The organism is Streptococcus loxodontisalivarius (genome assembly GCF_016908645.1).
GTDB lineage: Bacteria > Bacillota > Bacilli > Lactobacillales > Streptococcaceae > Streptococcus > Streptococcus loxodontisalivarius.
In genome coordinates, this window is record NZ_JAFBEH010000007.1 from 30,380 (window position 1) to 46,586 (window position 16,207).

Consider the following 16,207-nt stretch of genomic DNA (forward strand, 5'->3'; position numbering starts at 1 on the left):
AGATGCCTACGACGCAGAAAAACGCTGTGTGCTTGCACACAAGGAGATTCATCTTTTTCGCACAGTGTTCAAATAAGATGATACAAAGCCCGTAGAACATAAAGTCAAAATAGGAAACTGACGCTGTGTTGCTAAACACAAGAAAGTTTATCTTTTTGACACAATGTTCAGGGCGTGTTCAAATAATCTAAATCTATTATAACCTTTCTGAAAAGGATTTCAAGAGTTGACACAATTTTCTGTTAATTTCTCATAAAAAGATTGGAAGATGAACTTCCATCAATAAGAAGTTATCTTCCAATCCTATATCGTTTTTTCTCTTATGACTTGTATTGTCTGATATAGTCTACCATCTGTTCTGGCTGAGACGTTGGAAAAACAAGCGTGTCTACCTGACTGTGATTGGTATTATCAAAGGATAGAATCGGCTTAGCAGTCTTCTTCCACTCTTGTAAGATATCATCAAATTTTCGTTCATGATTGATATCAAGATAGATATCAGCCTCTGACAAAAGTCCTGCAAGTGTGGTCTGTCTGATGATATTTGGATAAACCGTCACATTTTCATTGGCCATTTTAGCTAAGAGAACTGGTGCTACTGTTGTAAAAGCAGCGATATGAAAATGCCAATCTGGCAAGTTCTCTATCAGATAATCCAGTTGTTCAATCCAACAAGAATCCGTCAGAATAAAGAGATTCTTAGAAGGTTTTCCAATGCTAGTAGGCAAGACTTTCCAAGTAGAAACTATCTCGGACCACTCCAAGTTATGGTAGTGCCACCAGACCTCTCTCAAGCGTCCTCTGGAAGTGATATTCCAAGGTTTATCATAAGAAAGATAATGAAGAACTAAAGGAAGTTGATGAAGTGGATGGTTGGGTAATTTTTCCAAAAATTGATCAGATTCACTTACAAAAGTATCCAGACCGATTTTAAAATTATAAGTCTCCTCCAATTGCAAGAATCTCTCTCCAACAATATGATTCAAGACCTCCTGATCACCCACTGTCAGGGTTGACAAGTGCTCCAAAGTATAATCAATCAGAATATCTTTTAGCCCTGCTTCTCTCCAAAGGCGGTTATTGATCAGCAGAAAACCAGCATTAAAATTAGCCTCAAAATCACTAGCAGCCGCTAGATAATGATCACCCAAATTAATATCAAATAAGTGAGACAAGCTCCCTGTCACAATCATATCACTATCCAAATAAACCAAGAGATCTTCTGAAACATACTGAGGAATAAAATATCTGGCAAAGGTCATATAGTTAATATGCCCATTTGTAGTCTGCGATAGACTGGCAGATAAGAAATCGTCAAATAGCTTGATATCAACCAAGTCTAAATAATCTGCCCCGCAGCGCTTTCTGATATTACGAAACCACTCTTGAGGAATATCTTGATTGAAAATATAGACCTTACTATTAGGATTATGAAGCAACAAGGACTTCAAGGTCGTCTCAATATATCTGATATAGGCGTAGTCACCTGCAAGTACAAAAACATTTTTAGTCATAATCTTCTCAATCCATTACTCATTTTGGAAGTCCTTAAACAAAACTTGTCTCAAGCAAATCATCTAGCAAGTCTATCTGAAACTCTAGCTACTAGATTTTCAGATTAAAACAGTAAAAGTAGCTGAGAGACACCTTAAGCTCCACTGGACTTACCTCGCTTTCCCGTTTTCATGCTCGGGATAGTAAAAGTAGCTGGGAGACACCTTTAGCTCCACTGAACTTACATCACTTTCCCATTTTCGTGCTCGGGATAAAACAGTCCACTGGACTTACCTCGCTTTCACGTTTTCGTGCTCGGGATAAAACAGTCCACTGGACTGTTTTATTTCCAAAAATCGTCAAAGACTGTGATTGGGAGGTGGCGTTTGTGTTCTGCTTTGTGCCACCAGTTTTCGATGGTTGTTTGTGCTTGTTCTGAGACGGTTTTGCCTTCGAGGTAGTCGTCGATTTCGGTGTAGGTTACTCCTAGGGCTACTTCGTCTGCGATTCCTGGTTTGTCTTCTTCTAGGTCGGCTGTTGGGATTTTTTCATAGAGGGCTGGGTCTGCTCCTAGTTCTGCAAGAAGAGCCTTACCTTGGCGTTTGTTGAGACGGAAGAGTGGCAAAATATCTGCTCCGCCGTCACCAAATTTAGTAAAGAATCCTGTCAAATTCTCAGCAGCATGGTCAGTTCCGATAACTGCTCCGCTATTTTCCCCAGCAATAGCATATTGAGTAATCATGCGTTGGCGAGCCTTGATGTTACCTTTGTTAAAGTCTGAAACGCTGATACCAGCTTTTTCAAGCTCTGCCACTTGACCATCGACAGCTTCCTTGATATTAACCGCTAGGCTGACATCTGGCTGAATGAAGGCTAGGGCACGTTGAGCATCGTCTTCGTCTGCCTGAACGCCGAATGGAAGACGGACAGCGATAAAACGGTAGCTGTCATCTCCAGTCTCCGCGCGGAGCTCCTCCATAGCAAGCTGGGCAAGGCGGCCTGCCAAACTGGAATCCTGACCACCAGAAATTCCCAAGACATAGCTCTTCAAAAAGCTGTGCTTAAGCATATATTCCTTAAGAAAATCAATCGAGCGACGAATTTCTTCTTTGGGGTCAATGGTCGCTTTCACGCCCAATTCTTTGATAATCTGATCTTGTAAAGTCATCTTTTCTCCTTATTCAGCTGAGCTGTATGTTTCCTTGCGAACACGGTCAATCAGAGCCATCTTGTTGTCCCAGACGTCTTGAGCCAAGTCAACTGGGTAATCTTGTGGATTGAGGACACGCTTGTATTCATTCCAGAGGGCATCGAGTTGCTCTTTGGCATAGTCTTTAATGGCTGCTAGACTTGGTCGGTCATAGATGAGCTGACCATCTTTATAGATATCAACCAAGAGGGGCACAGCCTTGAAATCCTTGACGGTCTTACTGATGTAAGTATAAGTCGGATGGAACATGTGAAGTTCTGCTTGGCTATTAACATCAACATCAGAAAAAGTGATGTAGTCACCTTCTGACTTGCCCTTGGCATTGCTTGTAATGCGCCAAACCTGCTTCTTACCAGGTGTTGAGACCTTTTCAGCATTGTTAGACAGCTTGATAGTGTCCTTCATCTGTCCCTTGTCGTCTTCGATAGAGACAATCTTGTAAACCGCACCTAGAGCTGGCTGGTCATAGGCAGTGATTAGTTTGGTACCGACACCCCAGACATCAATCTTGGCTTTTTGCATTTTGAGGTTGAGAATGGTATTTTCATCCAAATCATTTGAAGCGTAGATGCGAGCATTTTCAAAACCTGCATCGTCCAGTTGCTTGCGGACCTGCTTAGACAGATAAGCCAAGTCACCTGAGTCAAGACGCACACCAAGGAAGTTAATCTGGTCCCCCAACTCCTTAGCCACACGGATAGCCGCTGGCACACCGATTTTAAGCGTATCATAGGTATCCACCAAGAAGACGCAGTCCTTATGAGTTGCTGCATAGGCTTTAAAGGCCTCGTAGTCATTACCGTAGGTTTGGACAAGGGCATGCGCATGCGTTCCTGAAACAGGGATATCAAAGAGTTTTCCTGCACGGACATTTGAAGTCGCATCCGCTCCTCCAATAACAGCTGCGCGGGTTCCCCAAATAGCAGCATCCATTTCCTGCGCACGGCGTGTCCCAAATTCAAGTAGGGGCTCATCTCCGATAACCGACTTGATACGGGCTGCCTTGGTCGCAATTAGAACCTGATAGTTGATGATATTAAGCAGAGCTGTTTCAACCAATTGGCATTGGGCAAGAGGACCTTCCACCTGTAAAATTGGTTCATTGGCAAAGACCAAATCACCTTCCTTGGCAGAACGAATGCTGAGTTCCAATTTAAAGTCAGCCAAGTAGGCTAAGAAATCTTCTGGATAGCCCTGCTCTTTCAAATAAGCCAAGTCTGTCTCTGAAAAACGCAACTGCTCCAAGTAAGCAATCACGCGCTCCAAACCTGCAAAAACAGCGTAGCCATTTTTAAAAGGAAGCTGACGGAAATAGAGTTCAAAAACCGCCTTCTTATTGTGGATGCCTTGGTTAAAATAAACCTGCATCATGTTAATTTGATATAGATCAGTATGTAGGGTCAAACTGTCGTCCTTATACATGACATACTCCTTTAATAGTGCTGAATCTTCTCAGTGATATTTGTCAGGCCAGTTGAAGACTTCAACAGCCTAGCTCGTCTAACCATCTTGTAATAATGATTGTGACTATTATAACATAATTTAGCTAAAAGCAGGACTAGGAGAAACGCTAGGTCAAATATAGACTTTCGAGACAAAAAACAGCAACAGATTTTTTCTGCTACTGATTTTCATGATTATTGACCTTTGAATTTAAGTTGGCTATAAATTCCAAATAGGACAATCCAGATACTTGCTCCGATAGCTCCGATAAAGGTTGACTCTTGTAGGAAGAGGCAGACAAAGACGAAGATAAAGAAGGCAATAGTCATTGGATTAAGAATCTTGTAGGCTGGCATAAGGTAGCCATCAGTCATAAATTCTTGTGACTTACGGTAACGCATGTGGGCAATCATAGTCAAGGTGTAGATGGCGATGTAGACACCAGATGATGATGCCGTCACAAGTGAGAAGGCATCTGAAACACCTGGAATAACATTGATTAGCGCTGAGACCGCAATAACAATTGCTGATAGGATAATAGCAGGGCTTGGAACACCTGTGCGTGATAGACGATCCAATTTCAGCTTACTCATGGTGCGTGAATCAGATTCCTTAGCAATCTGATAGAGGTGACGACCTGTTGAGTAGAGGGTCGAATTGAGGGCTGAGGCAGCTGCTGTCAAGACAACAAAGTTGATCAAAGCGGCAGCCCATTTGACACCAGCCAATTGGAATACCATAACAAATGGTGAAGCATCAACTGGAAGCTCACGCCAAGGCAGGATAGCCATAAGGGCTACAAGGGCACCGACATAGAAGATAACGATACGAATCGGAATCTGTTTAATAGCCTTTGGCAAGACTGCACGTGGGTTGGCAGTTTCAGAAGTCGTAATCCCAACAAACTCAATAGCCTGATAGGCAAAGAATACCATCTGGAAGGTCATAACAAAGCTGACCCAACCATTAGGGAAGAGTTGGAAATCATTGATAATGTTGTTTAGGCTAGCGTGTCCAACTGGTGTTTCAAAGTTGGTCAAGACCATAAAGATACCTGTGGCAATCAAACCAATAATAGTGATGATCTTAATCATCCCAAACCAGAACTCTGCTTCACCGAAGATCTTAACAGCAATGAGGTTTACAGAGCTAAGAAGTACGAGGAAGACTAGCTGGATAGACCAGGCTGGCCAAGCTGGGAACCAATATTGAACATATTCTGCAACAGCAGTGATTTCTGCCATACCCAAGAAAATAAGTGATACCCAGTAAGACCAACCTGAGAAATAACCCCAGCCCTTACCTAGATATTTTGTAATAAAGTTGATGAAGGTATGTTGATCAGGATCCATATAAAGCATTTCACCGATGGCACGCATCATAAAATACATAAAGACCCCAGTTATCAAGTAAACCAAGATAATAGATGGACCAGTCAAGCTGATTGAACGTCCTGCTCCCAGAAAGAGACCTGTTCCGATCGTACCTGCAATGGCAATCAGCTGAACATGGCGATTTTGTAGACCACGGACCATACCATTATCGCTGGTCTTGTGATCATTTTCTTCATTTTTGTGACTCATTAGAGTTGCTCCAATCTTAAAATAGCTTCCTAAAACATTTTCATGATTGTAGTCTTTTCATCCCATCTTATCAAACAGACGATAAACATAGAAAGGCTTGGGAGTTTCGTCCCAGCCTTTTTCTAATCATCTGCGACTTATGAATTTGGATCGTCTAGTGAACGACCGTGAAGTCCTTTTTCACGTTGGACTTGGCGCAGTTTTTCTGGTGTGACATCGTTACCTTCTTCGTCAACAATTTTGATACCTTCAACGTGGTGACGAACCGCACGGCGGTAGCCTTCGATGTACTCTTCACGTAATTTGGCTTGTTCTACTTTTTCTTCAGCAGTCAAACCTTCTGTCTTTTTCTTTTTAGCAAGCTCGTTGATACGAGCGATTTTTTCTGGTGTCATAGATTTTCCTTATTTTGTATTCAAGAGGTTGAATTTGGCAAGAGCATCTGCTTTTGCAGTCAAGCTAGCAAGCAGAGCCAAGCGGTTGTTTTTCACTGCTTGATCTTCTGCCATAACCATTGTGTTGTCAAAGAAGTCATTGATAACTGGGCTTAGGGCAAATAGCTGAGCTAATTTGTCGCTTGCACTTCCTGTCAAGACTAATTCATCAGTTGCTTTTGCCAGCAGCTTCTCTTGCTCGTTTTCAAAGAGTGAGCTGTCAATCGCCACAATAGCGTCAGCTTTTTCAGCAAGGTTGAAGACACGTGAGAGACTCTCAACTGCAGGCTTGTAGCTGTCAGTCTTACTTGCTTCAAGGAGAGCGCTAGCTGCTGCCAACATGTCAGGCACAACAAAGGTTGATCCTGCAAGGACAGCTTCCTTGATGTCTTTAGGTGTTTTGCCCATCATCTTATCAACACGCGCCTTGATAAAGTTAATGACCTCAGCCTTGTTGTCATAAGTTAGGCTGTCAAAGTTAAGGGCATAGATATCGTCCACAAGCTCATTCATAGGAATGTTCCAACCGAAAGCGTCCAAGATACGCACGATACCTTGAGTAGCACGGCGAAGGGCATAAGGGTCATTAGAACCGCTTGGAATAAGCCCAACCGAGAAGAATGAGAAGAGAGTATCCAGCTTGTCAGCAAGGGCAAGAGCTGCACCGACCTTCGTTTCTGGAAGCTCGCCTTCTGCTGAGTTTGGCAAGTAGTGTTCACGGATAGCTGCTGCTACAGCTGCATTCTCACCAGCGAGAAGAGCATATTTTTCACCCATGATCCCTTGAAGTTCGTCGAACTCACCAACCATACCAGTCAAAAGGTCAAATTTGTAGATGTCTGCTGCACGGTCAAGCGCTGCTGCTTCATCTGCTGAAAGCCCTGCTTTTTGAGCAAGGTAGGCAGCAATAACCTTAGCACGGTTCATGTGTTGAGCTAGTGAACCGATTTTTTCATGGAAGGTCACGTTAGCCAATTTAGCTACGAGGTCTGCGATTTGCAATTTTTGGTCTTCACGCCAGAAAAACTCACCGTCTTCAAGACGGGCAACCAGAACTTTTTCGTTTCCTTTAACCACGTTCTCGATATGCTCAGCATTACCATTACGAACTGAGATAAAGTTTGGTTTCAAGTTACCATCAAGGTCACGGACAACGAAGTAACGTTGGTGGTTCTTCATTGACGTCACCAAAACTTCTTCAGGCACGTCAAGGTATTTGGTATCGAAAGATCCCATGAAAGCAGTTGGGTATTCGACCAAGTTGAGGACTTCGTTAAGAAGGTCAGCGTCGATTTCTACCTGAACGTTTTCTGCTTTTTCGATTGCCTTGATTTGCTCAACGATAAGCGCTTCACGTTCTTTGGCATCTGCGATGACAAATTGCTTGCGCAAATCGTCTTCATAAGAATCAGCGCTAGCAATTTCCGTTTCCTGACCAAGGAAACGGTGACCACGGCTGACGCGTCCAGAATGAATATCCAAGAAATCTAAGTCCAAAGCCTCATCATCTAGGAGGACAGTCAAGGTGTGGACTGGACGGATGTACTCAAAGCTGTTAGAAGCCCAGTGCATGCTGACTGGGAAAGTCATGCTAGCAAGAACCTCTGGAATGCCTGCAAGTACTTCCTTAGCAGGCTTACCAGCTTCATGCTTAGTGACGTAAACGTACTCTTCACCCTTGATTTCACGGAATTCGATGTCGTCAACTGTCAAGCCTTTACCACGAACAAATCCTTGAGCAGCTTTTGAGAAATTGCCATCTGCATCCAAGGCGATTTTCTTAGAAGGACCTTTGAAATCCTCTGTCAAATCTGTCTGTTGGTCTGCAAGACCAGTCACACGAACTGCCAAACGGCGTGGTGTTGAGAAAGTTTGAATCGCTTCAAAATCCAAACGGTTGTCTTTCAAAAATGTTGCTAAGCGCTCACCCAATTGTTTTTCACTTGGTGTGACCACGTAGGCTGGAAGTTCTTCCAAGCCAAGTTCTACTAATAAATTTTTTGTCATAATTAAGATACCAAGGGCGTCTCAATGCGACTGAATTTTAGGAACTTGCCTGAAATCCTGATTTCAGTAGCAAGTTATCTAAATTCCAAGCATTTAGCCCGTGTTCAATTCCTTTCAATTTGATGCACAGTTCACTGCCTGTGTCCTGACCCTTTATTCAAAAAGATTGTTTTCCTTTTCCAGCCTGCCTTAAATGGTCGGCACGTAAGCAACCGACTAAAGTCGTTTCATTACTAAAATTGGAGCCTTGAGTCTCTCGGCAAATTTTAATTTTCGATTGCCGACCTGAAACAGTCCACTGGACTGTTTCACTGACCTGTAAGGTTAGCTTTAGCTAACCTTACCTTGACCATGGCAGCAGGCTGGGATTTAGGGCTCATTTGGTTTGCCCTTTGCTGACGCTTTTGTTCTAGATTTGTTTTTAAAATCTTATTCTGCGTCTTCTGCTAATAATTTTGCGCGTGTTTCTTCGTCAAGAAGTGGATAGCCAAGTTTTTTACGTTCTGCGACGAATGTTTTAGCTACGACACGGGCAAGGTTACGGATACGAGCAATGTAACCCGCACGTTCCGTTACTGAGACAGCTCCACGGGCATCAAGCAGGTTGAAAGTGTGTGAACATTTGAGAACATAGTCATATGCTGGGTGAACAAGTCCTTCTTCCAAAGCACGCTCTGCTTCTTTTTCAAATTTCTCAAAGTTTTCCAAAAGCATGTCTTGGTCTGAAATTTCAAATGAATATTTTGAGTGTTCGTATTCAGGTTGAAGGAAGATTTCTCCGTATTTAACACCAGGTGCCCACTCAATATCATAAACTGAATCCACTTCTTGGATGTATGAAGCCAAACGTTCCAAACCGTAAGTCACCTCAGAAGTTACAGGACCTGTTGCCAAGCCACCAACTTGTTGGAAATAAGTGAACTGAGTGATTTCCATCCCATCAAGCCAAACTTCCCAACCAAGACCAGCTGAACCAGTTGATGGGTTTTCCCAGTTATCCTCAACAAAGCGGATATCATGTTCAAGCGGGTTGATTCCCAATTTTTCCAAAGACTCAAGGTAAAGCTCTTGAATATTGCTTGGAGAAGGTTTCATAACCACTTGGAATTGGTGGTGTTGGTAAAGACGGTTAGGGTTTTCACCATAACGACCATCAGCAGGACGACGTGATGGCTCAACATAGGCAGCATTCCAAGGCTCAGGACCGATAGCACGAAGGAAAGTGTAAGGACTCATTGTTCCCGCACCCTTTTCATTATCGTAAGCCTGCATAAGCATACAACCTTGGTCATTCCAATATTGTTGTAGAGTCAAGATTATCTCTTGAAAAGTAAGTTTTTTTGACATGTTTTACTCCTTTTATAAGATAGCTGTAAACTATCTTTGATAAAATCGCTGGCGCTGGAAATATAAAAGAACCACATCTTCTACACACCCATGCCAAGAGACATAGGGGCGTATCAAACGCGGTTCCACCCTAATTTATTACTTCATTACTAACAATTGTAAAGATTTACCTCAATAAATCGAGAAAGCTCCAATCTCTCTCCCTACTATCTGGCTCACACTGTCCCAGACTCGCTAAGAGTAGCTAGATGAAAGACCCTCTTTCTTGACAAATAGTATAGCAGAAAAATAGGATTTTGTCTAACGATTTTATATCACTCCACCTTCACCTCTTCAAAGATACACATAAACCTCCTTTAAGAGCTAAATCTACATGGCTTTTTGAGACTGTTCCCACCCAAAATCTAACCATGTGTTACCTCCCATACTTTTTGCCCATCTAGATAGGTTGCTTGAAGATTGGCATCTTGGTCTAGGACGATAAAATCAGCTGCCATTCCTTTTTTGATTTGTCCACAGTCATTTTCCAGACCCAGCGATTTAGCTGGAACATAGCTTGCCATCTTGATAGCCTGAGCTAGGTCTGCGATTCCCCAGTCGATGATATTTTTGACCGCATCCTTGAGTTCTAGGATAGAGCCTGCTAGATTACCACCTTCTTTGAGTCGAGCTGTGCCATTTGCCACCACAACAGGAAACTCTCCTAGCATATAATCACCGTCAGGCTGCCCACCAGCTGCCATACAGTCGGTGATGAGAGCAATCTGATCGCTGGATTTCTGCTGGAGGAGAATCTGACAGGCAACTGGCGACACATGGTGTCCATCGCAAATCAGCTCCGCATAGGTATCTGGTAGATTATAAACTGCACCAACCATACCAGGCTCGCGATGGGTCAGACCACGCATGCCATTATAGGCGTGAACCCAGATAGAAGCACCCGCTTGCACTGCTTCCTTAGCTTGCTTATAGGTTGCATTTGAATGGCCCAGCGCCACATAGACACCTTCTTCTGTCAGTTGAGAGACGAAGTCTGCTACACCTTCTCGTTCTGGAGCTAGCGCTATTTTCCTAATCAGACCCTGCGCAGCTATTTGCCAAGAGTGAAATTCATCTAGACTAGGCTCCTTCATGTAAATGGGGTTTTGAGCTCCCTTAAACTCCTCTGTAAAATAAGGTCCCTCAAAATAAATCCCCTGAATCTTAGCACCTGGCTCCTGCCCCTTGACGCTAGCAATGGTAGCCGAAACAGCCCTCAGATGCTCAGATGAAGAGGTCAATGTCGTTGGTAAAAAGGAGGTCACCCCTGTTGATAGCAGAGCTTGACTCATCTGCTTGAGACCTTGGGCTGAATTGTCCATGACATCCTGCCCAGCAAAGCCATGAATATGAGTATCCACCAAGCCAGGAGCAATCAGATGACCTGAATAATCCACAACCTCTGCATCCGAGGCTACCGATTCTGTCCAGTCACCAAATAATCCCTTATCAACAGCCAGATAACCATCTGGCTTGACCTGATCGGCATAGAAAAAAGCATCTGCTTTCACATAGTACATAAAGCTACCTCCATAAGACTCACTAAGTATTAGCTTTATTATACGCCTTAAGAGCTTTTTTGTATATTAGCTACCTTTTCATTTATAATCGGATATATTGATAACATGATCTAGTCCTTCCCAAACCACTTGATTGTGAGTCGCTACCAGTAGATAGGAATCTTCGCTCAAGAGACTTTTTAAAATGTCTAGCACCTCCAAAGCATTTTCATCATCTAATGCTCCTGTCGGTTCGTCTGCCAAAATAATTTTAGGACGCTTTAAAATAACTTTTGCCAAGGCAATACGCTGAGCTTCCCCACCAGAAAGGGAATAAATTTTGCGTGATAGGTCAAGATAAGACAATTTCACACGTTTAAGAGCCTTTCTAATTTCAAGCTGTTTTTCTTTTTTGGACAACTTTTTTCCTACAAAAGCTAGACTCAAATTCTCTAAAACAGACTCATTATCAATCAAGCCATAGTTTTGAAAGAGATAGCTGAGGTCATTTCTAAAGTAAGTAACTTCACGAATCGTTTTCAAATTTTTTCCTTCGATAAAAATATCTCCTTGATAATCTTTATCCAATTTCCCAACTATATTTAATAAGCTTGTCTTACCACTCCCAGATGGTCCGATAAGGGCGTAAGATTGACCTGCTTTAAGGTTGAGATTAAGATTTTGAAAGATAGACTTATCATCAAAGGATTTGGATAATTCTTGTAGTTCAATCATATTATTCCCCCTTTAAAAGACTAACATCTCTTTTGACAAATTTCGATTGTAGATAAAATTGTAGGATAACCAAAGTGGCAAAGGAAAACGGCACTAACATGACTAAAATTGGGAGAGAAAAAATTGGCACGACAAATGATAATATGCCAAGCATCAAGACCAGATCAATGAGATGTCTCCAATGAGTTTGCAGAAAGGTCTTACCTGAGAGCCACTCGATGAAGAATTTCTTACGATTTTGATAAAAGTAGATAGTATTCAATAAACTTCCCAAAAGGAGCAAGGACATGACCGAAATAAGATTTGAAATCAAAAGATAAATCTGTTTCAATCTTAAATTAGCCATTCTCGTTTGAAGAGCATTTTCACCATTTAATAGGGAACCAACAGATGACTCCAAGTCATACTTAGAAACCAGAGACATAAACTTTTCCTTATCAGAAAAGAGAAGTTGCTGCTTACTCATCCACGACTCAAAATAGAATTTAAAAGTATCTGCAGCTTGAAAGGTTTCTAAGTTGACAACGATAATAATCGGATTTTCAGCAAAAGAGGTATTTGTGATAGCAAATGACCCAAATATTCGATAGGTAAAGAACTTCTCTTTTTTAGAATAGACTGCTGATGAATAGCTAACATCAATCGAACCATATTCGCTGATACGGTCATTCCATTTACTTGATAAGTCATCTTCATTTTGAGATTGAGACTCTGGGACAAGAATCATATATTCTTTTTCAGCCAAATGACCTAGTTTTTCCTGAGCTGTTTTCGGTATTGTTAGTTGTGATTTTTCAATAAAATTTGGTGTAACAAATAAGACATTTTCATCACTATTCGCATTTGGAAGATATTGTGATCTTTTAGCAAAATTGAGATTATCTCCCACAAGCATCAAGTCAGATGAGCTCGCAAAATCTTTTAAAAAATTTTGAAGACTCTCTGCATCAGTACCACCATTCATTAAACTAGCCGAATAGATATTATCATGCTTTTTCCAATTATAAGATGCCTCGTTTAGTTGTGAAAGTTCTCCTTGATTGGTCAAAAATCGTGATATTGAAAACATTACCATCAGTACACTAATGACTTCTAAAAGTGTGAGTAAATTTTGTAAAAAACGAATTGGTGCTTTATGTTTTATACTCATTTCCAAACTCTGCTTACTTAAAACAAACCAAATAAGACAATCTGCTAAGAATAATGTCACACCTGTTACTAAAAACCAAAATAAGAGTGTTACTAAAAGCATCTCTCCATAGGTCAGAGAAGTAAGCTTTTTTGAATAAAGCAAAGCTTCTCCTACCGCTAGACTCAGCAGAGTTAGAAAAATATGGTATAAAGACTCATTTTTGAAATGACCAAACGCAATTTGAGATTTTGATAATCCTGATAAGCGTTGTAGGCCTGCTTTCTTCAAGTTGGAAACTCCAATGGACAGACTGACAATAAGAAGAGTCATTAGTAATAATAAAAATCCTAAAAAAATATCGGGATCAAAAATTGATAAAATGATTTGAAAAAGCCAGTTATTATCATAAATAGCCACTTGATGCCCTTTTTGATTGAGCTGACTGGTGATCTTTTTTACATTAACTGACTTACCAAATACGAAGTAAAGGACGTTATTGGAACTGTTTTCAATAATCTTCTGGTTCTTTTGCAGTTTAAAATTACTAGGTATATTTCCTTGTCCAATTTTGTAAAAGCTTGGTTGATTATCGCTTTTTCCGTCTGTACTAGCGACCATGATTTGCTTAGCAAAGACAAGATGATTGTCTTCAGCAATGGTCTCTAAATCTGATAAGAGTGTTGTTGTTGATTCTGTAACGACGATTACATCTTTTCCATTAGCAAATATTTGATTCTGATACCGATAAATAAGAGTTACCGAATAAAGTGTCACTACAAAAAAAGTTATTAACAAAACAAGTTGCTTCATTTTAGACCACATAACAATACCTCCTAAAACATAAAAGGAGGTTTTTGCCTCCCTTTCTAGAACTATTTATCAATAGCTAGTATGTTGAGTTGTTATAATAGAAACTAGCTTTTTCTGTGACATTTCTTCCCACAACTGCTTTTGCCCAAGCTCCTGCGCCTTTATTGTCTATACCCACACGTCCTGTATTTTTATTGACAACCTTAGCACCATGAGATCTGTGGGAGTGATAATAATTAGAATAGGCTGTCGAAACACCATAACCATAATCCCAGCTAGTGCCTGCACTGACAGTTGTAGAAACTCCTAGAGCTAAAAGTGATACGATAGCCCCACTGATAATAAATCTTTTTATTTCCATAATAATCCTCCATTTCAAAACTATCTTCTTCAACTAAACTACTACCATCTAAAGACATCGGAACCACCTCCTAATATTTGCGAAAACGTTTACTATCAATTGATATCATTAGTATATCACTCTAAATAAGATTTGTCTTATAACTATTTTTTATGGCTAGCTATAAAAGACTTACGACAAATAGATTTCTAATCAGGATTAAATAATTAATTTTTAGTATTTATTCCTTGTCTCACATACACTAAAAAAGACAAACCTCAAAATGAAATTTGTCTTCAGCTAAAAAACACCCGAAGGTGCTTTCTTAAATACTATCTTCTGTTACTTTTTGAACGAGGTTAAGGGCGTGGTCTGTGATGCGCGTGTAGTGAGAGAGAATATCAACATAGTTGATACCTGCTTGGGCACTACATTCACCCTTGTTCAATCGTTTGGTATGAATCTTACGAAGCTGGCGCTCAAGAGATTCGATTTCCTTGTGACGTTCAATAACAGATCCAGCAAGAACCTTATCATTATCAACTAGAACACGAATACTATCAAGAACTAAACGATGTGTTCTATCGTAGATGTCATTTAATTCTGCCTGCGCTGCTTCTGAGAAGGTTACATCCTTAGAGATGACATAGGCTGTTAGGCTTGCCAAACTCTCTGAATGGTCACCGATTCGCTCAATATCACGAGAAGAATCAAGGACGCTAGCGAGAACTTCATTTTCACTCTGACTGAGTGATTCGTTCGAGATATCAATCAAGTAGGTCGTCAATTCTTCATCAATCGTATTAACCGCTTCTTCATACTTGTGAACCTTATCAGCGTACTTGTCATTTGAAGTCATGGTATATGAGTGGGCTGCTTCCAAAGATTGGATAGCATATGAAGCCAAGTGTACAAGTTCTTTTTTAGCATTTCCCAAAGCAATAGATGGCGCTTGAGTAATCAAGTTACGATCCAAGTAGATTGGCTCATACTTAGCTGGCGCCTCGTCTTCGCCAGGAATAATCTTAGTCACCAAGTAAGCCAAACCACCGATGAATGGGAATTGAATAATGGTATTGGTGATGTTAAAGGTTCCATGGGCAAAGGCAATGGTCATCTCAGGTGTCAGACCTAGCTGGGTCTTAAACCATTGAATCATTGCTGTAAAAGGTACCAAGAAAATCATGCAGAGCACAGTACCGATAACATTGAACATCACATGGGCACCTGCGACACGCTTAGCAGCGATATTTGATCCCAAGGCCGCCAAAACAGCTGTAATCGTTGTTCCGATATTATCGCCAAACAAGATAGGCAGGGCACCTTTTAGGTCCAACAAACCGCCAGAATAAAGGCTTTGCAGGATACCGATTGTTGCAGCAGAAGACTGAATCAACATGGTCAAACCAGTACCAATCAAAACTCCCATGATAGGCTTATCACCAAGCGTTGCCAAGTAATCTCTAAAGGCATCCACTGATTTCAGAGGCTCAACAGCATCACCCATCAGATTCAAGGCAAAGAAAATCCCTCCGACACCAAAGATGATACGCCCCCAGTTATTCACTTTTTTATTACTTGTGAAAAATAGCAGAGCAGCACCAATAAAAATCATAGGCAGGGCATAATCACCCAACTTAAAACCAATCAAGAAAGATGTTACTGTCGTTCCAATATTGGCACCCATAACGATACCAATAGCCTGACGCAGGGTCAAAAGACCAGCAGAAACCAGACCAACGGTGATAACAGTAACCCCTGAACTCGACTGAATCAAGGCTGTCATGGCAATACCAATCAAGACACCTAAAAAGGGATTGCTGGTGTACTTATCAATATAGTAGCGCAGCTTATCCCCGGCAGCCTGCTGTAAGCCATCTCCCATATACTTAATCGAAAACAGGAAGAGACCTAGGCCACCTAAAAAACTAAATGCAATTTCTTGCCAATTTACGGACACAATTTTTTCCTCATCATTTGTAGAATAGTTGATTTTAAACCAACATTTCTATTCTATAAGATTATGGACTCTGAGACAAGCTCTTTTTGCTATTCTCTCTAAATTCTAATCTGAATTTTCTTGGAAAAATAGCCATTTTATTCTATAATAGAGGTGAATGGGAATTTTCCATAA

The 16,207-nt window shown here is 41.1% G+C and carries 12 protein-coding genes; all 12 read right to left on the minus strand.

The window, feature by feature from the left end; translation table 11 throughout:
- Positions 1-320 precede the first annotated feature (320 nt).
- On the minus strand, positions 321-1,514 hold the full coding sequence (locus tag JOC28_RS02605; protein ID WP_205009088.1) for a glycosyltransferase: 1,194 nt from the start codon (positions 1,512-1,514) through the stop codon (positions 321-323).
- 323 nt (positions 1,515-1,837) lie between these two features.
- Positions 1,838-2,662, minus strand: coding sequence for an ammonia-dependent NAD(+) synthetase (nadE, locus tag JOC28_RS02610; protein ID WP_205009089.1), 825 nt, complete (start codon positions 2,660-2,662; stop codon positions 1,838-1,840).
- A 9-nt stretch (positions 2,663-2,671) separates the two neighbouring features.
- Positions 2,672-4,126, minus strand: coding sequence for a nicotinate phosphoribosyltransferase (locus tag JOC28_RS02615; RefSeq protein ID WP_205009090.1), 1,455 nt, complete (start codon positions 4,124-4,126; stop codon positions 2,672-2,674).
- A gap of 215 nt (positions 4,127-4,341) precedes the next feature.
- On the minus strand, positions 4,342-5,730 hold the full coding sequence (locus JOC28_RS02620; protein ID WP_205009091.1) for an amino acid permease: 1,389 nt from the start codon (positions 5,728-5,730) through the stop codon (positions 4,342-4,344).
- Positions 5,731-5,867: 137 nt separating this feature from the next.
- Positions 5,868-6,125 carry a DUF896 family protein gene (locus tag JOC28_RS02625; protein ID WP_016465955.1) on the minus strand — a complete coding sequence of 86 codons (258 nt, stop codon included), beginning with the start codon at positions 6,123-6,125 and terminating at the stop codon, positions 5,868-5,870.
- Between the two features lie 9 nt (positions 6,126-6,134).
- Positions 6,135-8,171 carry a glycine--tRNA ligase subunit beta gene (gene glyS, locus JOC28_RS02630; RefSeq protein ID WP_205009092.1) on the minus strand — a complete coding sequence of 679 codons (2,037 nt, stop codon included), beginning with the start codon at positions 8,169-8,171 and terminating at the stop codon, positions 6,135-6,137.
- A gap of 429 nt (positions 8,172-8,600) precedes the next feature.
- Positions 8,601-9,518, minus strand: coding sequence for a glycine--tRNA ligase subunit alpha (gene glyQ, locus JOC28_RS02635; protein ID WP_205009093.1), 918 nt, complete (start codon positions 9,516-9,518; stop codon positions 8,601-8,603).
- A 404-nt stretch (positions 9,519-9,922) separates the two neighbouring features.
- On the minus strand, positions 9,923-11,077 hold the full coding sequence (gene nagA, locus JOC28_RS02640; RefSeq protein ID WP_205009094.1) for an N-acetylglucosamine-6-phosphate deacetylase: 1,155 nt from the start codon (positions 11,075-11,077) through the stop codon (positions 9,923-9,925).
- Positions 11,078-11,155: 78 nt separating this feature from the next.
- A complete protein-coding gene (locus JOC28_RS02645; RefSeq protein WP_205009095.1) occupies positions 11,156-11,791 on the minus strand; it encodes an ATP-binding cassette domain-containing protein in 636 nt (211 codons plus the stop codon).
- A 1-nt stretch (position 11,792) separates the two neighbouring features.
- Positions 11,793-13,745, minus strand: coding sequence for a DUF1430 domain-containing protein (locus JOC28_RS02650; protein ID WP_205009096.1), 1,953 nt, complete (start codon positions 13,743-13,745; stop codon positions 11,793-11,795).
- A 64-nt stretch (positions 13,746-13,809) separates the two neighbouring features.
- Complete coding sequence (locus JOC28_RS02655; protein ID WP_205009097.1) at positions 13,810-14,094, minus strand: lactococcin 972 family bacteriocin; 285 nt, start codon at positions 14,092-14,094, stop codon at positions 13,810-13,812.
- A gap of 304 nt (positions 14,095-14,398) precedes the next feature.
- On the minus strand, positions 14,399-16,033 hold the full coding sequence (locus JOC28_RS02660; RefSeq protein WP_205009098.1) for a Na/Pi symporter: 1,635 nt from the start codon (positions 16,031-16,033) through the stop codon (positions 14,399-14,401).
- Positions 16,034-16,207: the final 174 nt, after the last annotated feature.